The sequence below is a fragment of the Pyramidobacter sp. CG50-2 genome (assembly GCF_003612005.1).
Classification (GTDB): domain Bacteria; phylum Synergistota; class Synergistia; order Synergistales; family Dethiosulfovibrionaceae; genus Pyramidobacter.
Genome location: NZ_RAWT01000003.1, coordinates 37,082 through 59,163, shown reverse-complemented (window position 1 = coordinate 59,163; position 22,082 = coordinate 37,082). Strand labels below are relative to the sequence as shown.

At 61.2% G+C, this 22,082-nt stretch carries 22 protein-coding genes; 10 read left to right on the top strand and 12 right to left on the bottom strand.

Features of this window, described 5'->3' with window-relative positions:
- Window positions 1-305 precede the first annotated feature (305 nt).
- The 3 genes from D7D26_RS01195 to D7D26_RS01185 all read right to left on the bottom strand — a co-directional run bounded on the left by D7D26_RS01195 (window position 306) and on the right by D7D26_RS01185 (window position 5,957).
- A complete protein-coding gene (locus tag D7D26_RS01195) occupies window positions 306-2,171 on the bottom strand; it encodes a DEAD/DEAH box helicase (RefSeq protein ID WP_120371695.1) in 1,866 nt (621 codons plus the stop codon).
- A gap of 76 nt (window positions 2,172-2,247) precedes the next feature.
- Entirely contained in the window at window positions 2,248-3,684 is a 1,437-nt protein-coding gene (gene proS, locus D7D26_RS01190) for a proline--tRNA ligase (protein WP_120371717.1), read from the bottom strand.
- Window positions 3,685-3,839: 155 nt separating this feature from the next.
- Window positions 3,840-5,957 (bottom strand): patatin-like phospholipase family protein, encoded by a 2,118-nt coding sequence (locus D7D26_RS01185; RefSeq protein ID WP_120371694.1) that lies wholly within the window; start codon window positions 5,955-5,957, stop codon window positions 3,840-3,842.
- A 297-nt stretch (window positions 5,958-6,254) separates the two neighbouring features.
- On the opposite strand from D7D26_RS01185, the gene D7D26_RS01180 reads away from it, so the two are divergent.
- The 3 genes from D7D26_RS01180 (at window position 6,255) to D7D26_RS01170 (ending at window position 8,854) form a co-directional block, all read left to right on the top strand.
- The gene (locus D7D26_RS01180) at window positions 6,255-7,190 is read left to right on the top strand and encodes a DMT family transporter (RefSeq protein WP_078015833.1); all 936 of its coding nucleotides are present in this window, start codon (window positions 6,255-6,257) and stop codon (window positions 7,188-7,190) included.
- A 255-nt stretch (window positions 7,191-7,445) separates the two neighbouring features.
- Window positions 7,446-7,739, top strand: coding sequence for a YtxH domain-containing protein (locus tag D7D26_RS01175; RefSeq protein ID WP_078015834.1), 294 nt, complete (start codon window positions 7,446-7,448; stop codon window positions 7,737-7,739).
- 533 nt (window positions 7,740-8,272) lie between these two features.
- The gene (locus D7D26_RS01170) at window positions 8,273-8,854 is read left to right on the top strand and encodes a DUF5662 family protein (RefSeq protein WP_078015839.1); all 582 of its coding nucleotides are present in this window, start codon (window positions 8,273-8,275) and stop codon (window positions 8,852-8,854) included.
- A gap of 127 nt (window positions 8,855-8,981) precedes the next feature.
- Here D7D26_RS01170 and larE read toward each other — a convergent pair whose 3' ends face one another.
- From larE to D7D26_RS01150, 4 genes are all read right to left on the bottom strand, one after another.
- Window positions 8,982-9,791, bottom strand: coding sequence for an ATP-dependent sacrificial sulfur transferase LarE (larE, locus tag D7D26_RS01165; RefSeq protein WP_120371693.1), 810 nt, complete (start codon window positions 9,789-9,791; stop codon window positions 8,982-8,984).
- 21 nt (window positions 9,792-9,812) lie between these two features.
- Window positions 9,813-10,637 carry a LarC family nickel insertion protein gene (locus tag D7D26_RS01160; protein ID WP_120371692.1) on the bottom strand — a complete coding sequence of 275 codons (825 nt, stop codon included), beginning with the start codon at window positions 10,635-10,637 and terminating at the stop codon, window positions 9,813-9,815.
- Window positions 10,634-11,389 (bottom strand): nickel pincer cofactor biosynthesis protein LarB, encoded by a 756-nt coding sequence (larB, locus tag D7D26_RS01155; RefSeq protein WP_120371691.1) that lies wholly within the window; start codon window positions 11,387-11,389, stop codon window positions 10,634-10,636. The genes D7D26_RS01160 and larB overlap by 4 nt, the downstream gene beginning before the upstream one ends.
- Window positions 11,390-11,532: 143 nt before the next feature.
- Window positions 11,533-11,961: an RrF2 family transcriptional regulator gene (locus D7D26_RS01150; protein ID WP_120371690.1), complete on the bottom strand. Its 429-nt coding sequence runs from the start codon at window positions 11,959-11,961 to the stop codon at window positions 11,533-11,535.
- 534 nt (window positions 11,962-12,495) lie between these two features.
- On the opposite strand from D7D26_RS01150, the gene D7D26_RS01145 reads away from it, so the two are divergent.
- From D7D26_RS01145 to D7D26_RS01135, 3 genes are read left to right on the top strand one after another with little or no spacing between them, the layout of a single operon-like run.
- Window positions 12,496-13,431 (top strand): ABC transporter substrate-binding protein, encoded by a 936-nt coding sequence (locus D7D26_RS01145; protein ID WP_147413018.1) that lies wholly within the window; start codon window positions 12,496-12,498, stop codon window positions 13,429-13,431.
- A gap of 21 nt (window positions 13,432-13,452) precedes the next feature.
- Window positions 13,453-14,367, top strand: a complete 915-nt coding sequence (locus D7D26_RS01140) for an ABC transporter permease (protein WP_120371688.1) — start codon at window positions 13,453-13,455, stop codon at window positions 14,365-14,367.
- Window positions 14,361-15,155, top strand: coding sequence for an ABC transporter ATP-binding protein (locus D7D26_RS01135; protein WP_120371687.1), 795 nt, complete (start codon window positions 14,361-14,363; stop codon window positions 15,153-15,155). Before D7D26_RS01140 ends, D7D26_RS01135 begins: the two co-directional genes overlap by 7 nt.
- A 92-nt stretch (window positions 15,156-15,247) precedes the next feature.
- On the opposite strand, the gene D7D26_RS01130 is transcribed toward D7D26_RS01135, so the two are convergent.
- The 3 genes from D7D26_RS01130 to D7D26_RS01125 all read right to left on the bottom strand — a co-directional run bounded on the left by D7D26_RS01130 (window position 15,248) and on the right by D7D26_RS01125 (window position 16,844).
- Window positions 15,248-15,535 (bottom strand): helix-turn-helix domain-containing protein, encoded by a 288-nt coding sequence (locus tag D7D26_RS01130; protein WP_009163915.1) that lies wholly within the window; start codon window positions 15,533-15,535, stop codon window positions 15,248-15,250.
- Window positions 15,536-15,798: 263 nt separating this feature from the next.
- Entirely contained in the window at window positions 15,799-15,930 is a 132-nt protein-coding gene (locus D7D26_RS12725) for a hypothetical protein (protein WP_255415957.1), read from the bottom strand.
- 26 nt (window positions 15,931-15,956) lie between these two features.
- Window positions 15,957-16,844, bottom strand: coding sequence for a LysR family transcriptional regulator (locus tag D7D26_RS01125; RefSeq protein ID WP_120371686.1), 888 nt, complete (start codon window positions 16,842-16,844; stop codon window positions 15,957-15,959).
- Between the two features lie 88 nt (window positions 16,845-16,932).
- Between D7D26_RS01125 and D7D26_RS01120 the strand changes: the two genes are divergently transcribed.
- The 4 genes from D7D26_RS01120 to D7D26_RS01105 all read left to right on the top strand — a co-directional run bounded on the left by D7D26_RS01120 (window position 16,933) and on the right by D7D26_RS01105 (window position 19,037).
- On the top strand, window positions 16,933-17,193 hold the full coding sequence (locus D7D26_RS01120) for a hypothetical protein (RefSeq protein WP_120371685.1): 261 nt from the start codon (window positions 16,933-16,935) through the stop codon (window positions 17,191-17,193).
- 3 nt (window positions 17,194-17,196) lie between these two features.
- The gene (locus tag D7D26_RS01115; RefSeq protein WP_199674632.1) at window positions 17,197-17,616 is read left to right on the top strand and encodes a cyclophilin-like fold protein; all 420 of its coding nucleotides are present in this window, start codon (window positions 17,197-17,199) and stop codon (window positions 17,614-17,616) included.
- A gap of 40 nt (window positions 17,617-17,656) precedes the next feature.
- A complete protein-coding gene (locus D7D26_RS01110; RefSeq protein ID WP_120371684.1) occupies window positions 17,657-18,136 on the top strand; it encodes a flavodoxin in 480 nt (159 codons plus the stop codon).
- Between the two features lie 454 nt (window positions 18,137-18,590).
- On the top strand, window positions 18,591-19,037 hold the full coding sequence (locus D7D26_RS01105) for a GNAT family N-acetyltransferase (RefSeq protein ID WP_120371683.1): 447 nt from the start codon (window positions 18,591-18,593) through the stop codon (window positions 19,035-19,037).
- 75 nt (window positions 19,038-19,112) lie between these two features.
- Here the strand turns inward: D7D26_RS01105 and D7D26_RS01100 are convergent, their stop codons facing one another.
- Both D7D26_RS01100 and D7D26_RS01095 read right to left on the bottom strand, forming a co-directional pair.
- On the bottom strand, window positions 19,113-20,516 hold the full coding sequence (locus D7D26_RS01100) for an SH3 domain-containing C40 family peptidase (RefSeq protein ID WP_158606215.1): 1,404 nt from the start codon (window positions 20,514-20,516) through the stop codon (window positions 19,113-19,115).
- Between the two features lie 130 nt (window positions 20,517-20,646).
- The gene (locus tag D7D26_RS01095; RefSeq protein ID WP_078015058.1) at window positions 20,647-22,038 is read right to left on the bottom strand and encodes a transglutaminase-like domain-containing protein; all 1,392 of its coding nucleotides are present in this window, start codon (window positions 22,036-22,038) and stop codon (window positions 20,647-20,649) included.
- Between the last annotated feature and the right edge of the window lie 44 nt (window positions 22,039-22,082).

The window sequence follows — 22,082 nt, the reverse complement described above, 5'->3', positions numbered from 1 at the left end:
TTCTTTCGCGCCTAGAATACATAGACGCGCGCCTGCGCCAAAAACGGGGGCGGCAGTCGGCGCAGAACCGGCGTCATGCCGTCTCATGCAATTCACGACGCCTCATACTATTTCTCAATTAAAAGGCCGAACATAAGGGCGCTGCGAGCGACTGAACTCCCTCGCAGCGCCCTGTAAACTATGTTAATGCTTTTTATCAAGAAATAGTATTAGTACAAAACGCGGCGCGTTCAGACGGATGTCCATCCAAATGCGCCGCGCAAATCATTTTAACCGAGAGAAAAGGCCGCCCGCTGTGCCGCGATCTACTCGGCAAAATCCGTCTCCGCTGCGGCAAGAGCTTCCATCTGCGCTTTCTTTTTCGAGCTGCGGCGACGGCCGCCGCGGTGGCCGCGGCGCTTTTTCTTCTTCGCTCCGGCGTTCCCGTCCTTCTTTTCGGGCGGAGTCTTCTGAGCGGGAGGCGTTTTTTTGCGGACGCGGCGGCGCTTTTCGAGGCGCACGCGGTCGCTGGGGACGAGGCGGACTTCCGCTTCCGGCAGGTCGACGGCGGTGTTGTCCATTTCGAGGATACGGTCTTCGAAGCCGAAAACGGTGGGGTCGATCTCTTCGATGGCCTGTTCCACTTTGTCCATGCCGTTGAACTTGTATTCGTCGGGCAGCGAGTTGTTGTAGCGCTTGACGCGCAGCAGGGCCTGCAAAAAGTTCTTTTCGTACTTCTGGAACAGCTCGGCGGCGATCAAGCCGTCGGGGTGGACGTATTCGTCGCCGCTGCCGGCGCCGCGGAAGAACAGGTCGGCCATTTCCAGATTCTGGTCGATCTCCATCTCGCCGTACCACACGTCGGCGAGGATGCGCTTGAACATTTCCTTGCGCCCGGGAGCCAGCAGGCCGAGGCTGGAATCGATGCGGCGCACGGCGTCGCGGATCTCTTCGAGCACGGTCTTGGTGCGGAGCTGGGGCAGCGAGTAGCGGGCGACGATCTCGGCTTCGTTTTCAACGGTGCTGCGTTTTTTGAGGATGGCGCCGAAGTCGGGGCGCAGCTCGATCATGGCCTTTTCGTCGCCGGTGCGCTCCAGCGCCTTGAACATCTCGCCGGTGTCGACGCCGCGGGATTCCACGGGGGAATCGGCGAGCCAGCTGACGAAGCCTTCGTCGAACAGGCCCTTGCGCCCGGCGCGTCCGGCCATCTGGCTGAAGCTCGTCTTGGTGAGGGGGCGGCGGTCGAAATACTTGACCGTCTGGGCGAAGACGACGGTCTCGGCCGGCAGGTTGACGCCCAGCGCCAGCGCGTCGGTGCCGACGACCACGTCGATGATGCGCTCGCGGTAGGCACGCTCGACGAGCAGTTTTTCCTTGGGCAGCAGGCGGCCGTAATAGACGCCGACGCCTTTGTAGAGGTGTTTCTGCACGACGTTCACTTCGAGGATCCAAGCCAAGTCGCGCAGACGGGCCTTGCGGTCCTTGTCGATGTCCATGCGCTGCGCGGCGATCAGGTCGGCAACCTGGTGCACGCCTTTCTGCGAGAAGGCGAAGACCAGCGCGTCGCGGATCTCCCGCGCGCTGAGGGCGTGGCTGAGGTAGGTCAGTTTGGTGGCGCGCTCCTTGAGGAGATACAGTTCGAAATCGCGCTCCATGACGCGCTCGAGGTAGCCGCGGATCTCCTCGGGCTGGCCGAAGGTGGCCGACATGACGAGGATGGGCACGGCGGGATGGGTCTTGCGCAGGCCGTCGATGTAGGCGCGGCTGCGCTCGTTTTCGCTGAAGATGTAGTGGAACTCGTCGATGATCAGGCGGATGCGGTCGCAGCCCGCGTATTTGAGATCGTAGATCTCCTGCGTACAGCAGATCACGGGCGCGCCGTCGTTCTTTTTGAAGTCGCCGGTTTCCAGCCCCACATCGAAGCCCATCTTGAGCAGTTCCATGTAGCGCTCGTTGCTGAGGGCCTTGATGGGCGCGGTGAAGATGACGCGGTCGCAGCCGCTGCGATCGGTGAGCGGGCGGCCTTCGCCGTCGACGAGGCCGGCCCACAGGTAGGCCACCATGGTCTTTCCCGCTCCGGTCGGAGCCGACAGCACGGCGCTGAGGGGCGTTCCGCCGTCATCCGTCAGCTCGCCCCAGGCTTCCAGCTGCCACGGATAAAAAGGATAGCCCCCCTCTTTATTTTCCTCCATGCTTTTTCAACTCCTTCCGTGTGTATTACGCATAACGGCGCCTGAGCCATGCCGCGGCCCAGGCGCTTTCCGTCCGTTAATAGGATTTGGCGAAGACGGCCAGATGCGCGCCTTCTTTGCCGGTGTAGACGCATTTTCCGGTGCGGTCTTTTTCGGCGAGCGGGTAGCAGCGCACGGTGGCCTGCGTTTCTTCTTTGATCTTCTTTTCGTCTTCCTTGCCGCCGGCGAAGAAGCACTTGACCCAGCCGCCCTTTTCGAGCCGCGCTTTCAGCTCGTCGTAGCTGCTTGCCTCGTACGTGTTGGCGTCGCGGAAAGCGCAGGCTTTTTCGTAGAGACTCTTCTGAATGTCTTCGAGGATCGCCGGCACGCGCTCGGCCAGTTCGCTCCACTTCAGGTCTTCCTTGGCGCCGGTGTCGCGGCGCACGGCGCGCACGGCCCCGGCGGCGGCGTCCTTTTCGCCCAGTTCGAGGCGCAGCGGCACGCCCTTCTGCAAATGATAGAAAAAGCGGTCGGCGGGGCGCAGGTGGTTCTGCTCGTCCACGCGCACGGTCAGCGCCCCGAGCACGGAATCGAGCTCGTCGGCCAGCTCGTGAGCCTTGGCGTCGAGTTCGGCGAACGTGGAATCGTCCTTGGAGATCGGCAGGATCACGACCTTGACGGGCGCGACGCGGGGCGGCAGGATCAGGCCGTCGTTGTCGGAGTGGGTCATGATGATGGCGCCGATCATGCGTGTGGAAACGCCCCAGCTCGTGGTCCAGGCGTACTGCATGGCGCCGTTCTGGTCCTGGAACTGGATGTCGAAGGCCTTGGCGAAGTTCTGGCCGAGGAAATGGCTGGTGCCGGCCTGCAGCGCCTTGGTGTCGCTGACCATGGTCTCGCAGGTGTAAGTGTCGAGCGCGCCGGGGAAGCGTTCGCCCTCGGACTTGACGCCCTCGACGACGGGCAGGGCCATGTCTTCCTTCATGATTTTGGCGTAGACGTTGAGCATCTTCACGGTCTCTTCCTCGGCTTCGGCGGCCGTGGCATGGGCCGTGTGACCTTCCTGCCAGAGGAACTCGGAGGTGCGCAGGAACAGGCGGGGGCGTTTTTCCCAGCGCAGCACGTTGGCCCACTGGTTGATCAGCAGGGGCAGATCGCGCCACGACTGCACCCACTTGCTGTACATCGCGCCGATGACCGTTTCGGACGTGGGACGGATGACGAGCGGCTCTTCCAGCTCTTCGCCGCCGGCGTGGGTGACGACCGCGCACTCGGGAGCGAAGCCTTCGACGTGCTCGGCTTCCTTCCGCAGAAACGACGAAGGGATCAGCAGCGGAAAGTAGGCGTTGACGTGCCCCGTCTCCTTGAAAGCCCTGTCGAACTTGGCCTGAAGGTCTTCCCAGATCGCGTAGCCCGTGGGGCGGACGACCATGCAGCCGCGCACGGGCGCGTAGTCGGCCAGCTCGGCGACTTTGATGATGTCAAGGTACCACTGTGAATAATCCTGTTCTCTCGGGGTGATGTTGCGTGCCATGGCGCTCTTGTCCTCCTGCGTGAAATCGAAAGTCAAAACAAAATCCACCGCGGCGGAGCGAAGAAGCGGCGAAAAGCGAAAAAACATTTTTCAGCCGTTTATTTTTTCGCCGCTTCTCTGTTTCTCCGCAGTGGCCTTTGTTCTACCGCTTAAACTTAAAACAGATGGAACGCGTCCCAGTTGGGGACGCCGACGCTGACGCCGAAGCGCCATTCCTTGCGGTCGGTGTAGACGGCGTACAGTTTGCCGTCGATGAGACGGCGCGGCGCACAGAGCGCGACGCCGACTTCCCACGGCCGGGCGATCTCCGCACCGTCGCTGCCCCAAGCGTACCCCTGGCCGCCGAAGATCTCGGCGATGACGTTGCCGAAGATGGTCTGCGACAGCGGGTAGCGCAGCTTGGCGCGCCACCAGGCAAAGCGCTCGGCCTCGATGGGGTGCTCCGCCAGGCTGTACAGTTCTTCGCGGGCGCCAAGATAGGCGCTGAACAGGCGCTTATCGTCCATGTCGCCTTCCGCGAAGCCGCCCTGGAGCTCAGCCATGAGTTTCGAGCTGATACGGCGGCGCCCTGTGAGGCTGAGCCGCATCAGCATGGTCCCCGTCTCGGAAGGCCACATCGAGCGCGCGTTCAGCAGCCACCCGTTGACCGGATCGTCGGGATTGTCCATCAGGTTGAACGTCGCTTCGAGGAACGGCGCCACGTAGTTGGCGCTTTCGCCTCCTTCCACGCGACGCGCGGCCGTGGCCGACACGCCGGCGGAAAGGCGCAGACGTTCGTGCAACGTAAAGTGACGCTGCACGTCGAAGTTGTAGCGCTGCCATTCAAGCGGAGCGCCGGACGCGTCGATCCTGAAATGAGACGCCGACAGGCCCGCCTCCCAGAAGGAGCTGTGCGACACATCCATATCCCAGAAATAGTTGAAATCCGCGCCCCAGCGCTGGCCAAGGTAGAAGCTCGACTGCAGCGTGTCGCCGGGCGTGAACAAATCGTAACGACGGCTGCCGATCACCAGCCATCCCATGTCGCTGTAGGTACTGGCATAGCCGCCGAGCGAATAGCGGTGTGCGGGAAAACGCTGCACCTTGAGCAGCACGATGACGCCGCGCTCGGTATTCAGCAGATCGTAATCGACGCTGCGGACGTCCTCGCGCTTGGCGATGTTGGCGCTGGCAGCGACGATCTCCTTCATGGGCACGGGGCGCCCCAGCCAGACCTTGAGCAGCTCCCGTTCTATCTCCTTGCCCATTTTCTCGGGCACTCCCACGACATGCACGCCCATCACATGAGGCGGCTTGGGCAGCGCCAGTTCCTTTTCCTTCACGGGGCGCCGCGGCGCTTTCTTCAACAGCGCGCGGATCTGCGGCAACGCCTTGACGGCAGCGTCGCGCCCCTGCTGAATAATCTCGGCGGCAGGCGAAGTGCCGAGGATGGGGTACTCCTTCACGCCGGGACTGATCACCAAATCGGCCAACGTCGCCTCGCGGCGCACATTCTGCATGGTGAGAATGGTGATGGACTGGCTGACCACGTCGAACACGGTGCTCAGCTTTTCGCGCGGCTCCAGCTCGCTGGTGAGGTTGACGGCGATCACGGGATAGCCGGGGAACAGCTCTTTGGCCGTCTCCACCGGCATGTTGGAGACCATGCCGCCGTCGACGAGCAGGCGGCCGTTGATCTCCCACGGATCGAACACGCCGGGAATGGACATGGAAGCGCGCACAGCCGAAGCCAGAGAGCCGCGGCGCAGCACCACTTTCTCGCCGCTGACAAGATCGGTGGCAACAGCCGCAAACGGTATGGGCAGACGACGGAAATCGGTCACGGTCACGTGGGAAAGCAGCTGAGCGATGTACTCGAGCACGCTCGTGCCGGCAACGAATCCCAGCGGTCCCGCCACTTTGTTGTGAACGTCGGTGTAGATTTCCGGACGGATCATGCTGATGTCGCGCGTAGCTTTGTCGGAAAGGTTGAAATAATTACCGCCGCTCGCCGTGACCAGTTCGCCGAGATTGACGTCCATGACGATTCGTTCCAGCTCCGCCGGCGTTCTGCCGCTGGCATAGAGACTGCCGACGATGGCCCCCATGCTGGTGCCGACGATGCCGGCGACGCCAACGCCTTCCTTTTCCAGTTCCCGAAGCACGCCGATGTGAGCGTACCCCTTAATGCCGCCGCCGGACAGCGCCAGGACCACGTACGGTTTGTCTTCCGCGCCGGCCGGCGCCGCGCAGAATGCCAGCGCTGCCAGCAGCCACCGCCATATTTTCTTCATGCCTCAGCGCCTCCTCACGGAATCATGGTCCGCCGCTTTTTCTGTCCGAAAATTCAACTGCCGGATGGCGAGATCTGTTTTCACCCACCGGTCAAAAACAGGAGCGAAGATATTTGTTTATTTTAGACGAGCCAACGCCGCTTGGCAAGTTTTTACCTCGATTTTCACCGATCGCGCGCGTTCTGCACGTTCGGAAAAGTTTTTTATTTCCGTCTGTCATTTCGCGGTCAGAGCGGTAAAATAAGGTCGTTTTGGCCAACGTCCTTTTGCGTTCGGCACATTTTCCGAGGTGATCCGATGAACGAAAACAATTCAACGTTGCGGCGCTATCTGCCAATGACGCTCGTGCTGCTGATCTGGGGTTTTATGAACGTGCCGGCCACTTATGCGCTGCGTGAGATGCCGCCGCTGGAATTGCTGCTTTTGCGCACGGCTATCGCCGTCGTCATCCTTGCCCCGCTGGCGTACGGCCGTGAGCGGCGTTTGCTGCCAGACCGCGGCGATCTGGCGATTTCCGTGCTGATGGGCATTTCCGGGGTACTGCTCAACAATCTCTGCTTTTTCTATGCGATCAAGTTCACGTCGTTGACAAACATCGCCATCATCTTCGCCACGTCGCCGCTGATCACGACCATCCTGGCCGCCGTTTTCCTCGGCGAAAGGCTGACGCCGCGGCGCGTCTGCGGCATCGTTCTCGCGCTGAGCGGGGCGGTCTGTCTGCTCTGCAAGGGCGACCTGTCGCTGCTGGCCAATCTGTCGCTGAACAAAGGCGACCTGATGGAATTTTGCGCCTCGTTCTGTTGCTCGGTGATGACCGTGCTGGGCAAAAAGATCGCAAAATCCTCGCCGATCGTGGTGACACTGTGCAACATGGCCGCGTCCTGCGTGCTGACCGCAGCGCTCATCGCCGTCGTTGGGCAGCCGATGAACCTGGCGCTGTCGGGGCGCGCCCTGGCCGGTACGCTGTACATCGGCATTCTCGGTTCGAGCTGCGCGTACGTGCTTCAGCAAATATCAATCCAGCGCATCGGCGCGGGCGCGACGGGAGCGTTCCTCAACGGCTCGCCGGTCGTCAGCATTTTCGCCGCCATGGTCTTTATGGGAGAATCGCTCTCCATGATCCAGATCGTCTGCGCCGCCGTGATCTTCGCGGGGATCTTCCTCAACGCCGGGAGAGAAAGAAAATCAGGCAGCGCCGATTCGCAGATGAAAAGGGCAGACAGCGCCTCGTAAGTTTCGTCCCCTCAAACGCGCGCCCTGCGTTTTTCCCGTTCCTGCAAGACGTCGGCCGGAAACGGAGCGCCGCTCCGCAAGCTTCTGAAAGAGGCCGTTCACCATATTGGCCACGGCCTCCGGGAGAAAACGTCTCGCCTCTTGATTCTACTGCGTTGTTCAGGGCACAGGTTGCCATTCTGAAGAAATATAGTAAAATGTCGTCGTAGCATCCGAAAGAATGCCACAAATTTAAAAGAGGAGCTGTGACCCAAGATGAAAAAAATGATTCTTCTCATTCTTCTAATTGCCGCGTGTGTGCTGGGATATTGCTATTACAAGGGGACAGGCCCATTCGAGAAAGCGCCTGACGGAAACGTACAGATCAAGCAGGAAATGAAGGACAAGGCAACCGAGATCAAGGACAAGGTCGTCGAAAAAGCTGAAGAAGTCAAAGAGAAAGCTGCGGAACTCACCGACAAAGCGGTCGAGAAAGCCGAAGAAATCAAGGATAAAGTGATGGACTCCATGGCCGACAAGAAAGAGGAACCCGCTCCTGCCGCAAAGTAACGTTGACTTCAATCACAAACTTCAATTGAAAATGCCGTGCCTCCATGCGGCCATGCCGCATAAAAACGCGCGCCATGCGATTCCATGCAGTCTTTGCTGCGCCTTCGGCGCTATAAAAGCGGCAGAAAATCTTCGGCCTTTTTCACGGAGGCCGGTATAAACGCGCGAAAAGAAGAGCCTGTCTCTAAATCCCATAGAAGGGAGAAGAGACAGGCTCCTTTAATCGGCTCTTCGAGGCGTCTGCGCAAGCTTGCAGACATCGCGTTGCAGGAGACTTCTGAGCTGCCGATGAAGATGCGGGGTGACGATCTCTCGGAGAAACTGCATTTGCCAGAGCCCCCGCCAGCGTCTCGGGCTTCAACTCACGCGCCCGTGCGAGGGGCGTGACTTCGCGGCCTCATGGAAGCTAACCGCATAAAGAAATGGATTTCGTCGCCTCCGCAAAAGTTCCTTCGGGTATAATAAAAAATCCACCGCGGTTCGCTGACGGATTCAGCGAAAATCATCAAAACCGACAGAGAGGATGAACAGCGATGCATCCGCTCCTCCACTTCAAAACGATCACGCGGCACAAGCTGCTGGTGATGAAATTCTGTTTCCGCCTCGGACTGTACCGGCAAGGCCTGCTGCACGACCTGTCGAAGTACGCGCCCGTCGAATTTTTCGTGGGCGCCAGGTATTACCAAGGCACGTGCAGCCCCAACAACGCCGAGCGCCTCGACAAGGGATACAGCGCGGCGTGGCTGCACCACAAGGGACGCAACAAGCACCATTTCGAATACTGGATCGACTACGCCGTCGGCGACGACGCAAACGGCGAAGCTCAGCCGATGTGCGGCATGGAGATGCCCCGGAAGTACGTGGCGGAGATGTTCTGCGACCGCGTCGCCGCCAGCATGACCTATCTCGGCGAAAAATACACCGACGCCGCGCCGTGGGAGTATTACGAAAAGTTCAAGAGCCATTACCTCATCCACCCCAACACGGCGGCGCTGCTCGAAGAGGCGCTGCGCGTCCTGAAAGACGAGGGCGAGTCGCGCGCGTTCGACTGGGTGCATACGCATATTCTGCACGGGAGAAAGGCGCCCCGCCGCGGAAAAGGACGGACCGAATGAATTCAAACGGAGAACCGCCAGTCATGCGCCGCCAACAGCCATGTTCCACGTGGAACATTCCACGAAAATCAAAAAGATCTCCGTTTCCGAAGCGATCGTTCGGGAACGGAGATCTTTTTTGCGCGAATTATTCTGCGGCCAGCGTTTCGTTCATGCTGCCGGTACGGTAGCCTTGCAGATCGAGCGCGGCGTAGCTGAAGCCGATCTTTTTGAACTCGGCGGCGAGTCGCGCGCGGTTTTGCATGATCAGGGGGAACTGTTCGGGCAGCGCCTCGATGCGGGCCACGTCGCCGTGAACGCGCACGCGCATCTGCGAGAGTCCAAGGTCGAGGAGCAGCTGTTCGGCCCGCTCGACCATGTTCAGTCTTTCTTCGGTGATCGGTTCGCCGTAGACGAAGCGCGAGGCGAGGCAGGCGAAGGACGGTTTGTCCCACGTCGACAGCCCCAGCTCTTTGGAAAGCGCGCGGATCTCCGCTTTGTACAGCTCGGCTTCGCGCAGCGGGCTTGCGACGCCTAGTTCGGCGACGGCCTGCAGGCCGGGACGGTAATCGCCCAGGTCGTCCATGTTGCTGCCCTCGGCGACGCAATCGAAGCCGAGCGACGCGGCCAGCGCGGTCATTTTCTCGAACAGAGAGCGTTTGCACAGATAACAGCGGTTGCGCGGGTTTTCGCGAATGCCGGGAACGCTCAGTTCGTCGCAGACGCAGATCTCGTGGCGGATGCCCTCGCGCGCGCAGAATTCGCTGGCTTCGTCGCGCTCGCGCCGGGGGAAAAAGCAGGACTGCGCGGTAATGGCGAGGACGCGGTCGCCCAGCGCCTCGCGGGCGGCCTTCAAAAGAAACGTCGAATCGACGCCGCCGGAAAACGCCACGGCGACGCCGCCGAGTCCGCGCAGACAATCTTTGAGCCGTTCGTACTTTTCGTGAAGCTGATCCATGAAGCAGTTCCTTTCAGGCGTTTACTCGCTTTCGCCGAGGAAGGCGCGCACACAGTTGGCGGCTTCGAAATCCTTTTTGCCCATGCCGTAGCCGATGGACGAAACGGTCATCACGGGCATGGGACGAAAATCGGAGACAAAGTGTCTGAGCAGCGCCGCGCCGGTGGGCGTGCACAGTTCGCCGTTCTCGTGGCCGCCGTATATGGGCACGCCGCGCAGGATCAGAGCGGTCGCCGGCGCGGGCACGGGCATGACGCCATGGGCGCAGTGCACGTGCCCGCTGCCGACGTTGACAGCGGAAGCGAGCACGCGGCGCGGCGCCAGATCCTCCATCAGCGTGCAGACGGCGGCAATGTCGGCGACGGCGTCCAGGGCGCCTACTTCGTGGAAGTGGATCTCCGTCACCGGCACGCCGTGAACGGCGCTCTCGGCGGCGGCGATGATCTTGTACACTTCGAGGACCTGCGCGCGCACGCTCTCAGAAACGTTCAGACCGTTGACGACGGTCTCGATGTCGGCCATGCCGCGGTGGACGTGACGATGTCCGTGGTCGTGATCGTGACTGTGTTCGTGTCCGCCATGCTCGTGGCGGCAACCGCAGCCGCAATGCTCGTGATGATGTTCGTGCCCATCGGCGCCCTCTTCCTCGCCGTCGACCGTGACCGTCATCTGCGTGCCGGTGATGCCGCACTTGACGCCCTTCGACGCGGCAAAACGCACGCCGGGCACGCCGAGCGCGTTCAGCTTCGCGAGCGCCGCCTCCCGGTCGGGCGCCAGTTCCAGCAATGCGGCCGTCAGCATGTCGCCGGCCGCGCCCATCGCGCAGTCGAAATAAATCGTTTTCATTTTTTGACCTCCATATGATTGACCATGCTGGCAAAATAGCCCGCGCCGAAACCGTTGTCGATGTTCACGACCGTAACGCCGCTGGCGCAGGAATTGAGCATCGAGAGCAGGGCGGAAACGCCGCCGAATGACGCGCCGTAGCCCACGCTCGTCGGCACGGCGACGACGGGACAGTCGACCAGCCCGCCGATGACGCTGGCCAGCGCCCCCTCCATGCCGGCCACGGCGATAATGACGCTGGCGCTCATCAGATCGTCGAGATGCGACAGCGTGCGGTGCAGTCCGGCCACGCCCACGTCGTACAGGCGCAGCACGTCGTTGCCCAGCATCTGCGCCGTCAGCGCCGCCTCCTCGGCGACGGGGACGTCGCTCGTGCCGCCGGTGGCGACGACGACGCGGCCGATGCCGTCGGGCTTCGGAAAGCCGCCAACGAGCCCGAGCCGTGCCTCGGCATGATATTCGATCGGGAAGGCGGCGTTCACCTCTCGCGCCGCTTCCGGCGACAGGCGCGTGATGATCGCGTTGTTCTGCCCGTGACGGGCCATGACGCCGAGAATGGCGACGATCTGCCGCGGCGTTTTGCCCGCGCCGTAGATCACTTCCGCCGCGCCCTGCCGCACCGGACGGTGCAGGTCCACCTTGGCGAAACCGATGTCCTCGAACGGCGCTTCTTTCAGGGCCAGCAGCGCCTGCTCCACCGGCACCGCACCGTCGCGCACGCCTTCGAGCAGTTTTTTGATTGAAGTTTTCATCCCGTCACTCCTCGATTCACCGCCGCTTCACCGCAAATACGGCGCAGAGTCAGTATATTGTACCCCATGAAGTTCATTTCAGGTCAAAAAAGCTCCCCGCGCCGAAATGCTCCGACCACGGGAAGCCCGAAAATTTCGCTTTTTCAAATACCGCCGGCGCCAGAACCGTCCTTTTTGGTCAGCTCAGCCAGCTTGCGCCCGTCAAGATAGGCGAGGATCATCGAGTCAAGTTCCTGCCACATCGGCAGCGTGCGGCATTCTTCGCGGCGGCCGCACTTTTCGCCGTGCTCCGCCAGACAGCTCACCGTCGCCAGCGCAGGCTCGGTCAGACGCAGGATGTGCCCCACCGTCAACTCCTCCGGCGCAATGGCCAGTTTGTAGCCGCCGCCTTTGCCGCGCATGCCGGTAAGGATCTTGCCGCGCACCAGCGACTTGAGAATGGCCTCCAGATATTTTTCGGAAATCTGCTGGCGCTCGGCGATCGCCCGCAGCGGCACATAATCCCCAGTCTGATGCTCGGCCAGATCGATCAGCACGCGCAGAGCGTAGCGTCCCTTCGTCGAAACAAGCATATGATATTTCTCCCTCGTCCACGATAAAACCCCGTTCAATGTCAGCGCTATTATACATCAACTCATGAATCCGCACTCGACCGTCCGCGACGGACGGTAAAAAAGCACTTGCTTTTTTCGGATTTCGTGCTTAAATAATCCCAACAACTTCACAACGTCAAACCGAAGAAGCGGAGATAAAACCGCAGCGCGCGCTCACAGAGAGCCGGGGCAGCTGAGATCCCGGCAGAAATGCGGCTCGGACAAATGGACCGCCGAGGGCGGACCCCAACGGCGAGAGATCGCCCAGTAGGGCCCGACGGGAGCTCCCGTAACAGAGCGGGGATGTGTTGGCATCCCGCGAGCGGCCTTTTTCGCGAAAGGCAATCAAGGTGGCACCGCAGGCCTTTTTTCGAGACCTGTCCTTGAACGTATCCGTTCAGGGGCAGGCCTCGTTTTTTGAAAGGAGGAAAGGCGCTGCCCCGGCATTACGCGTCGGCCGTTGTGAATTTTGCCGTTCCCGAAAAAATCATTTTCGAAAGAGAGGTTTTTGTCATGATCATGAAAAAGCTCTTCACGGCCTGCATCCTGATGGCCTTGTGCGCCTCCGCGGCTCTGGCCGCTCCGAAGTTCAGCGTCGGCATCGTCCAGCTGGTCGAACATCCTTCGCTCGACGAAGTGCGTCTCGCCATCCTCGACGAACTGAACGCGGCCGGCTACGGCCCCGACGTGGTCGAAATCGACTATCAAAATGGACAGAACTCGCCGGCGCTGATCAGCACCATCTGCCAGAAGTTCGTCGCCCGCGAAGTGAACGTCATCGTGCCCATCGCCACACCCGCCGCACAGGGCGCCGCTGCGGCCACGGAAACGATCCCCGTGATCTTCGCCGCCGTCTCCGACCCTGTCGCCGCCGGTCTGGTAAAGGATCCCGCTCATCCCGACGGCAACGTCACCGGCGTCAGCGACGCCATTCACCCCAGCAACGTGCTTGACCTCGCCGAAGAGCTCACGCCCGGCCTGAAGAACTACGGCGTCATCTACAACACCGCCGAGGCCAACTCCACCAACACGGCGCGCAAGGCCGAGGCCGAGATGGCGAAGCGCGGCATCGCCTTCCGCGAAGCGATCGTCTCCACCGCCGCCGAGGTCGTCCCCGCCGTCAACTCGCTGATGGGCAAGGTCGACGCCATTTACGTGCCCGACGACAACACCACCGCTCTGGCCATGCCGCTGCTGTCGCAGGTAGCCATAGAGCACAAGGTCCCCGTCTACGCCGCGGTAGACTCGCTCGTGCGCGACGGCGGTCTGGCCACGAGCGGGATCAATTACACGAACCTGGGACGCCAGGCGGGGCAGATGATCATCCGCGTGCTGAACGGCGCGAAGATCGCCGACACGCCCGTGGAAGTGCTGCACGAAGTCTCCGTCGTGGTCAACAAGGAAACGGCCGCCGCGATCGGCGTCGACGTGTCCAAGTACGCCCAATAGCCTGACGGGGCTTTTGTCTTCATGAGTCTTCTTCTCGTTCGCGGCGCCGTCGAGCAGGGGCTGATCTACGGCCTTGTGGCGCTGGGACTGTACCTTTCCTTCCGCACGCTGAACATCGCCGACATGACTGTCGACGGCAGCTACACGTTGGGGGCGGCCGTCTCGGCGGCGCTGACGGCGGCGGGACACCCGTTTTGGGCGCTGTTCTGCGCCGTGCTGGCCGGCGCGGGAGCCGGACTGGTCTCGGCTTTTTTGCAGACGAAGCTGAAGATCCAGTCGATCCTCGCCGGCATCGTCACGATGACGGCGCTTTACTCGGTCAACCTGCGCGTCATGGGCGGCCGCGCCAATCTGACGCTGCTGCGTCTGGACACCGTATTTTCTCTGCTGAAATCCGTCCTGCCGCGCGCCGTTCAGCCTTGGGCGCGCCTGCTGATCGCCGCGGGCGCAGCCGTAATCGTGGGACTTCTGCTCGTGTTCTTTCTGCGCACGCGGCTGGGACTTTCGATCCGCGCCACCGGCGACAATCCGCGCATGGTCAGCGCCTCGTCCATCAATCCGCAGTACACGATCACCGTCGGCCTGTGCCTGGGCAACGCCATGCCGGCCCTGTCCGGCGCGCTGATCGCCCAATACCAGCAGTTCTGCGACATCACCATGGGCACGGGCATGGTCGTCATCGGCCTCGCTTCGCTGATCATCGGCGAGGTGCTCACCGGCGCCATGCGCTGGCCGTCGGTGCGCCGCGGCGTTTTTGCGGCGCTGCTGGGCGGCGCCGTGTACTGGCTCATCATCGCCGGCGCCATTTCCTCGTCGGTGTCGGCCAACGACCTCAAGCTGCTCTCGGCGCTGATCGTGGCGGCGGCCATCTCCTGGCCGGTGCTGGTGTCGCGCGTGAAGTTCGCGCTGCGGAAGAAGGCGAACCGCCGATGCTGACGCTCGACAGGATCAGCAAGACCTTCGACCCCGGCACGGCCGGCGAGAAGAAGGTGCTGGAGGACTTCTCGCTGCATCTCGACCGCGGCGAGTTCGTGACCGTCATCGGCTCCAACGGCGCCGGCAAATCGACGATCATCAACGCCGTCAGCGGCGCTTTTTACGTGGACAGCGGCCGCATCATGCTCGACGGGCAGGATGTCACGTTCATGAAGGATTACCGGCGCGCCCATTTCATCGGCCGTCTGTTTCAGGATCCGATGCAGGGCACGGCGCCGTCGATGTCGGTGGAGGAAAACCTTTCGCTGGCCTTCATCCGCAACGACGAGCACGTCTCGCCGTTCGGCCTGTCGGCGCGCGAGAAAAAATATCTGCGCGACCGCGTCGCCACGCTCGGTCTGGGGCTGGAAAATCGCATGAACGCGCGCGTCGGCACGCTCTCGGGCGGCCAACGCCAGGCATTGACGCTGCTGATGGCGACGCTGGTGACGCCGAAGCTGCTGATGCTCGACGAACACACGGCGGCGCTCGACCCGGCCACGGCGGAGAAGGTGCTGGCGCTGACGAAGAGCATCGTCGCCGAAAACAAGCTGACCTGCATGATGATCACGCACAATATCAGTTCGGCACTGGCGCTCGGCTCGCGCACGATCATGATGGACAACGGCCGCATTCTCTTCGATCTGCGCGGCGAGGAGCGCGCCCGCATGACCGTGCCCGCGCTTCTGGACCGCTTCAAAGAAGCGGTGCAGAAGAATCTGGACAACGACCGCATGCTGCTCAGCTGAAATCAAACGCAAAGAAATCCGCCGGACGCCTCCAAAAAAACGGAGCGCCCGGCGGATTTCTTTTGCCGCCTTATGAACCGGCAAAAAAGCGGCTATTTCTTTTTGACGTCGACAAATTCTACCTTGAGCGCCATGCCCAGCCCCTTGGCAAGATTGTTGAGCGTCCGTAGCGACGGATTGCCGCGTCCGTTCTCGAGACGGCTGATGTCGGGCTGCGTGATGCCCGTCATCTCGGCAAGCTGCTTCTGCGTGACGTTCTTCTTGCGGCGGGCCTCGATCAGAGTCTTGATGACCTGATACTCGGGATCGTAAGCGTCCCACTTCGCTTTGTACTCGGGATCGCGAAGCTTCTTCTCCAGTTTCTTTTTGAAATCGTTCATCGCGGAATCTCTCCCCCTGTCGAAAATGGCAAAAAATTATTTACACAGAAACATTTTACACTGCATTACACGAACACTCCCCGGCTCCCCCGTACTTCAAGACTAGGAATTCCCCCACGCCGCCTCGACTCCGAGCGTATCGCACGATTCCTACCTTGACAGCAAAATAATTTGAGCACGCACTTATTTTCTTGGTTATTATATGGAATCGTTCTTATAGTGTCAATAGGCTTTACAATTTTCGGATCCCAATGCATCAGCCCTCACTTCAGAAAGGACTGAACTCCCAAGATAAACAGCATGATGACCGCCAAGACTTTCAGCCCAAAGCGACAGATCTCTTTCAGCATGACTGGATTTTCCAAAGCTTCTTTTTCCTTCAGGAAGTCGCGCACGACCGATTCTCCTCCGTCAGCGGCAGTCATCCTGCCGCTTCGCACTGCGCGCGCAGCGCAGCGAGAAACCGCTCCGCCGCGCGCGAATGGATCTGGTATTTTTTCCACACGACCTGCATCCCCGACTCCACTTTCGGCGAGAGCGGCCGGAAGATGAGTCCGCTGTCGCCGCCGGTATTGACGAGACAGTCAAAGGTCAGCGCCAGTCCCACCCCTTCTTTGACCATCAGCGAAGCGTTGAAGACCAAGTTGTAGGTCGCGGCCACATGAAGCTGACCGATTCCTTTTTTCAGCCAGCGCGAGATGTCAGACTCGATCATGCCCTGACGCGAGAGGATCAACGGCTCGTCCCAAAGCTCCTCGGCGCGGATGGATTTCTTCTTCGCCAACGGATGGCCGGCGGGCATCAGCACCCCCCAGATGTCCTTCGCCGGCAGCAGCAGCGAATCATATTTTCTCGTATCGATGGCACCAAGCAAAATGCCGAAATCCAACAGGCCGCGATCCAACCGCTCGGCGACGTCGATGGAGTTGCCGCTGTACAGATGGCAGCAGACGCGCGCGCCTTCCCGGCGCAGCTGACACGCTGCCCGCCCAGCCATGCGCATGGCGTCGGTCTCGCCGGCGCCGATGAACACGTCGCCGCTTATGGCCTCGCCGTCCTGCCGCAGTTCGGCCAGCGTTTTCTCTCCCAGTTCGATCATCTCGCCGGCGCGTTTGCGCAGCAGCATTCCCTCCTCGGTCAGGCTGACGCGGCGCGAACCGCGCACGAAGAGCTTCTTGCCCAGCTCCTTCTCCAGATCCATGAGCTGACGTGACAGCGTCGGCTGCGTCAGATGCAGATAATCCGCCGCCCGGGTGATGCTCTCCTCGCGCGCCACGGCCAGAAAATAGCGCAAAACCCGCAGTTCCATAAATCCACGTCCTTCCTTGCTGCATGCTTATCAGGCATTGCCAAGAATTTAACATGAGCATTGGATATTGTAAAGCGAAAAACCTATAATGGCCTCATCGAGCAAAAAAGGGGTGATCGCGCTGTACAACAATCTATCGCAAGAGCGGACGCTCGTCCGCCATTTGGGAAGACGCTGCTGGATCGCGCCGCCCCGCTGTTTTCTTCCGAATTACAGATTCCGCTACGTCTACCCGCCGGCGACGTCGGCCAACACCGAACCGCACGCCATGGACGGTGCCGAAAAAGCCGGCGAGATCGAAGGCAGTCTCGTTTTGAACGAAGTCTGCTTGATGGGGAAAGGCGCATAGCCAGTGCGCGCGCTGATCATCGCCGCGCTGCTGCTGATGAGCGCCGCTTGCCCCGCCGCAGCCGCTGAAAAACTCACGATCACGGTGACGGTTGCCGGCAAGAGCTTCACCATCGTCCTTGACGACAGCGTCACCACTCGGGCGCTGACTGCCCGGCTGCCGCTGGAACTGCGCATGAGCGACCTGAACGGCAACGAAAAATACGCCGCTCTTGGCGCTCCGTTGCCGACTCGGAGTGAGCGTCCCGGTCAAATCCGCGCCGGTGACTTCATGCTCTTCGGCGATGACTGTCTGGTGCTGTTTTACGAGACGTTCCCCAGCGCTTACAGCTACACGCACCTCGGGCGCGCCGACGATCCCGAAGGGCTGTCGCAGGCCCTCGGAGACGGCGACGTCACGGTCCTCTTCGAACGGAAACGTTAAATTGATGCCTGTCTCATAATTTTCAAGGAGGGGTTCTTTCATGAGCAAAAAACTGGTTGCCTATTTTTCCGCCAGCGGCGTCACGCGCGCCGCGGCTGAAAAACTTTCGGAAGCCGCCGAAGCCGATCTTTACGAGATCCGTCCGGCCGTTCCCTACACCGCCGCCGATCTCGACTGGACGAACGGAAAATCGCGCAGTTCCGTGGAGATGCAGGACAAGGCTTGCCGCGTCCCCATGGCCGACGCAGACGTAAAGGTCGCCGCTTACGATGTGATCTTCCTCGGCTTCCCGATCTGGTGGTACACCGCCCCCTCGATCATCCGCACGTTCCTCGAAGCCGGCGACTTCGCCGGCAAGACGATCGTGCTGTTCGCCACCTCCGGCGGCAGCGGCTTCGGCAACACCGCCAAAGACCTGCAAGGCAGCGCTCACGGCGCCGATATCCGCGAAGGCAAGCTGCTCAACGGCCGCCCCAGCGCCGCCAGCCTGAAAAAGTGGCTCGACGCGCTGGGCGTGTAAACAAAGCACGCCAAGAAACAGCCCGGGACTCGGTCGTGACGACCGAGTCCCGGGCTGTTGTTATCAAGACAAGCGATGCCGCGTGTTCCTGCCGCGCCCTTCCCTGCGGAGCGCTCCGTCTTCGCACATGGCGCGCAGCGTCGTGACCGCGGGTAACCGTGGAAATTCCCAAAACGCTCTGAAATTCCCACTGCGTCGCCGTGGTCGCTGCTTCAAAAAACGATGACGATCGACTGACACCAGATCCTTTCGCTGCGACGGGGGCGGCGGCCTGACCGAGCGAAGCGCGGAGTGAGCCAGCGTAACATTCGCGGCTCTTCATCGGCCCCGTGCCGTAGGTTTCGATCAGATGCGGGCGATAAAAGACGTTTGCCAGACGAAGATTTCTCATGAAAGTGCAAATGGTATAATGGATTTACAACTATAATAGGGAAGCGGGAAGGGAAAACGGCACATGAAAATCGTAAAAATCAATGATAGCGATAAAACAAAGTATATGGAACTTCTGCTGATTGCGGATGAACAGATCCATATGATAGAAAAATATTTGCAGCGCGGCGACATGTTCGCTTTATGCGACGACGACGTCAGGGCGATCTGTGTCGTTACGCAAGAGCACGCAGGGAGATACGAGCTTAAAAATATCGTTACCGTTCCTGAATACCAACGGAAAGGATATGGTCAAAAGCTCATTGCCTTTATCGTTGATCACTACAAGGAGCCTGGCGGCGAGTTATACGCAGGGACAGGCGACACTCCCGCGATACTTCGTTTCTACGAAAGATGCGGATTTGTAAGATCACACATCGTCAAAAATTTCTTTGTAGAGAATTATGACCATCCCATATATGAAGATGGTCGACAGCTGATCGATATGATTTACTTGAAAAGGGATCTATAAAGAGCCGTCGTTGCGGCGGCCGGTTTAGGCGCCTGAACGAAATACGGCAGCCTCACGGCGGTTTTGAAATAACGATCAAAGCCGCCGTTTTTCTTTTTGAAGATCGTCCCCCAAGCCCTTCTCCGCCGGCTCGAAGCCCGGCAAGAAGGTCAGCGTGGTGACGCGGTCGAGCAGTCCGCCGGGCGCAACCATGCCGCGGCGCTCGACGCCGGGGCGGAGCGTGGTGACGACAACGCGGCCGACCACGATGCGCCCGCTCAGATCGGGATCGTCCTCCGACGCCAGCCGCACGCCCCACAGGTTGTGCAGGATCGCCGGCTCGCCCTGGGGCGACAGCCCGACGAACAGGGCCACATGCCCTTTCATGCCGACCAGCGTGCGGAAGGGGACGCCGCGCGCGCGGATGATCTTCAGTTTTTCCTCGTTGCTCTTTCCGGTCAAATCGACGAAAACGCCGCACTTCGCCTGCAAGGAACTGTGGTGCGGCAGGCCGATGCCGAAAGGCAGGAACAGATCGTGCATGGTGGCCGAGCAATCGCGGTCTTCGAACAGGCCGCCCCAGCCGTAATTCACGCCCATGAAGCGGTCGGCCAGAGCGCCGACGCCGGCGGCGTCCATCGGCAGCGGCCAACGCTGCGCCGCTCCGGCGGCGGCACAGGCATGAGCGATCCTTGCCGTGCCGCTTGCGGTGCGCACGGGCACGTTCAGCACCAGCATGCCGTCGCGCTCCGCCGCCGCGGGGAAAATCGCGCCCGCGTGAACGACGGCCAAAGTGCGCCCCTTGGCGTCGCGCAACGGCGTGTCGTCGGCCACGATCACGCCGTAACGGCCGGTGTCGTACTTCTCCATGAACGAACGCCCCGCCAGCGCCACGTCGGCGGCTCTGATCCAGCCGGAAAACAGCCCGGACTCGCACAGATACCAGGCGCCGCTGCGGTCGGCGTGTTTCACGCGCAGCGGCGTGCCGGCCCAAACGGCGCCGCACTGCATGTAATCGAACGGGAAGCCTTCGCCGGCGGCGGCGGGATCGGCGAGAGCGGGACGTCCCGTGGGCAGCGCCCGGGCGCTGGTGTTGACGACGGCGACGGCGGCGCGGTCCATGGAGGGGAAACGATCCATGGCGGCCTGCCCGCGCAGGGCTATCTTTTTCTCCTCCGTCAGCGGCCGCAGATTTTCGCCCCAGCGCGGCGCGTCGAGCACGTCGAAGCCCCATCCGGAAACGAGAGGATCGTCCACGGCGCCGCCGCGCCACGGCGCAAAAAATTTCGCCATGGCCGCCGCGGCCAGTTCGTGCTGTTTTTTTCCGTCAAGCCAGCGCACGTTCAGCGCGCCGCGCAGATACGACGACGGCACCTGAGAAAGTTCGTCCAGATCGGCGATGCGTTCGCCCGTCAGGTTCAGCGCCGGGCGCGCCGCCGCCGGCGCAGCCAGCAAAGCCAGCAGCAGCGAAACGCCGCCAAGCATATCAAATCTCATCATGATCGAAAACTCCTTTAAAAGACGGATCGCGCGGACGAGCATGAAGTCCGCGCGATCTATTTTATACTGATTTTCGATAGAAAGCATTACCACATTTTGCTGAGCGTGGTCTTTTAACAAAGAAACAGAATTACTCCAACTCCTCGCAGGAAACGACCTCTTTCGCGCTCGTGAACTCATACCAGCGCAGACCGCGCCCGTCGCAGAGCATTTCGCCCGACTGGTTGTCGTACGGATCGCAGCGCCAGCCTTCCCACGGCACGGGAAAATCCGCCTGAAAGGCCGTGTTGGCCGCCATGCGCCACGGGTCGAGATGGCCGAAATAAAACTGCCGCCGCGCCTCGTTTCCGTCGCGCGCCGCGCCGCCGCCGAAGGACGGATCGGCGTACAGCCAGCCGAACGGAGGCGCGTAGAACATCATCCAGTCGTGTCCGCTGCAGAAGTTCGGCCGCGTCACCCAGCCGCTTTCCCAGCGCGCCGGTATGCCCGACACCCGGCACAGGGCGATCAGCAGCAGCGCCTGCACGCCGCAGTCGCCCGTCAGGTTGCGGGCACAGCTGGCGGCGATGTCCTCGAGGCAGAAATAATCGGGCATGAAGCGATACTTCACGTTCAGCGTGATGAAATCGTAAAAACGCCGCGCTTTTTCCAGCGCCGTTTCGGCGCCGCCGGCGATCTCGCGCGCCAGACTCTTCATGAAAGGCGTAAAGAGCACGTGCGGCGGCAGTTCGGCCGTGTCGTCCAGCTGCGGAGCCTCGCCGCGGGGCTGCTGCGGCGGCCGGGACAGATCGACAAAGTTTTGACGGCGCGTGAACGAGAACTCCACGGAAAAATCGTGATTCCACTCCATCGTCTCGTTCCAGACGACGACGCGCTGCGGCGCGTCCTCCGGCGCGAGCAGCGACGGCTGCGGCGAGACCAAGTCGATCGCAACGCCGCTCTGGGAAGGACAGGCGCAGGGCAATGGCAGCGCCGCGCTCACCTTCATGCCGGGGCGGAACAGCTCGTCTTTGACGCGCAGCGAAGCGCGGCAGCGAAAGCGCACCGCCATGCTCCCCTTCTCGCGCATCAGGCGCGCGGCGCGGTCGAGCCGCGACTCGCCGTTTTCGTCCGGCGGCTCGGTTCCGGCGGGGACGACGCCCGCCCGCGCGGCAAAACGCGCGTCCACCTTGCAGAGCGTCTCGAAAAAACGCCCGAAATAGCGCGGTTCGCCGTTCACGTAGATCCATTCGACGCGCCCGTCGCGGACCATCTCATCGAACTCGTCAGCGCCGAAATCGGCGATATGCGCCCGCACCAACTCCAGCGCCTCGTCGCGGCGGTAAGGGAAGTTCCCCGGCAGGCGGCGGATCATCTCCGCCTGCGCCGTCAGGGCGTACCGCATCTCCGCCGGCATATTCCCGCAAGCCAGACGCCGCTCGATCGCCGCCAGAGCGCCTTCGAAATCCCCGTGTTCCTTCATGCGCCGAACATCCTCCGGCAGGCCGGCGTGAAGCGCGTGAAAATTTCCGTTCAGTTCCATTCAGATCCTCCGTTCCGTCAAAAACAGCCCCGCCGCGGGGACGG

Coding starts and splice junctions, on each gene's coding strand:
- D7D26_RS01195 (WP_120371695.1), bottom strand. CDS start 2,171: ATGGAGGAAAATAAAGAGGGGGGCTATCCTTTTTATCCGTGGCAGCTG.
- D7D26_RS01105 (WP_120371683.1), top strand. CDS start 18,591: ATGAAAATCGTAAAAATCAATGATAGCGATAAAACAAAGTATATGGAA.
- D7D26_RS01110 (WP_120371684.1), top strand. CDS start 17,657: ATGAGCAAAAAACTGGTTGCCTATTTTTCCGCCAGCGGCGTCACGCGC.
- D7D26_RS01180 (WP_078015833.1), top strand. CDS start 6,255: ATGAACGAAAACAATTCAACGTTGCGGCGCTATCTGCCAATGACGCTC.
- D7D26_RS01150 (WP_120371690.1), bottom strand. CDS start 11,961: ATGCTTGTTTCGACGAAGGGACGCTACGCTCTGCGCGTGCTGATCGAT.
- D7D26_RS01140 (WP_120371688.1), top strand. CDS start 13,453: ATGAGTCTTCTTCTCGTTCGCGGCGCCGTCGAGCAGGGGCTGATCTAC.
- D7D26_RS01125 (WP_120371686.1), bottom strand. CDS start 16,844: ATGGAACTGCGGGTTTTGCGCTATTTTCTGGCCGTGGCGCGCGAGGAG.
- larB (WP_120371691.1), bottom strand. CDS start 11,389: ATGAAAACTTCAATCAAAAAACTGCTCGAAGGCGTGCGCGACGGTGCG.
- D7D26_RS01170 (WP_078015839.1), top strand. CDS start 8,273: ATGCATCCGCTCCTCCACTTCAAAACGATCACGCGGCACAAGCTGCTG.
- D7D26_RS01175 (WP_078015834.1), top strand. CDS start 7,446: ATGAAAAAAATGATTCTTCTCATTCTTCTAATTGCCGCGTGTGTGCTG.
- D7D26_RS01120 (WP_120371685.1), top strand. CDS start 16,933: ATGGCCTCATCGAGCAAAAAAGGGGTGATCGCGCTGTACAACAATCTA.
- D7D26_RS01145 (WP_147413018.1), top strand. CDS start 12,496: ATGATCATGAAAAAGCTCTTCACGGCCTGCATCCTGATGGCCTTGTGC.
- D7D26_RS01095 (WP_078015058.1), bottom strand. CDS start 22,038: ATGGAACTGAACGGAAATTTTCACGCGCTTCACGCCGGCCTGCCGGAG.
- D7D26_RS01135 (WP_120371687.1), top strand. CDS start 14,361: ATGCTGACGCTCGACAGGATCAGCAAGACCTTCGACCCCGGCACGGCC.
- D7D26_RS01185 (WP_120371694.1), bottom strand. CDS start 5,957: ATGAAGAAAATATGGCGGTGGCTGCTGGCAGCGCTGGCATTCTGCGCG.
- D7D26_RS01100 (WP_158606215.1), bottom strand. CDS start 20,516: ATGATGAGATTTGATATGCTTGGCGGCGTTTCGCTGCTGCTGGCTTTG.
- proS (WP_120371717.1), bottom strand. CDS start 3,684: ATGGCACGCAACATCACCCCGAGAGAACAGGATTATTCACAGTGGTAC.
- D7D26_RS01160 (WP_120371692.1), bottom strand. CDS start 10,637: ATGAAAACGATTTATTTCGACTGCGCGATGGGCGCGGCCGGCGACATG.
- D7D26_RS01130 (WP_009163915.1), bottom strand. CDS start 15,535: ATGAACGATTTCAAAAAGAAACTGGAGAAGAAGCTTCGCGATCCCGAG.
- larE (WP_120371693.1), bottom strand. CDS start 9,791: ATGGATCAGCTTCACGAAAAGTACGAACGGCTCAAAGATTGTCTGCGC.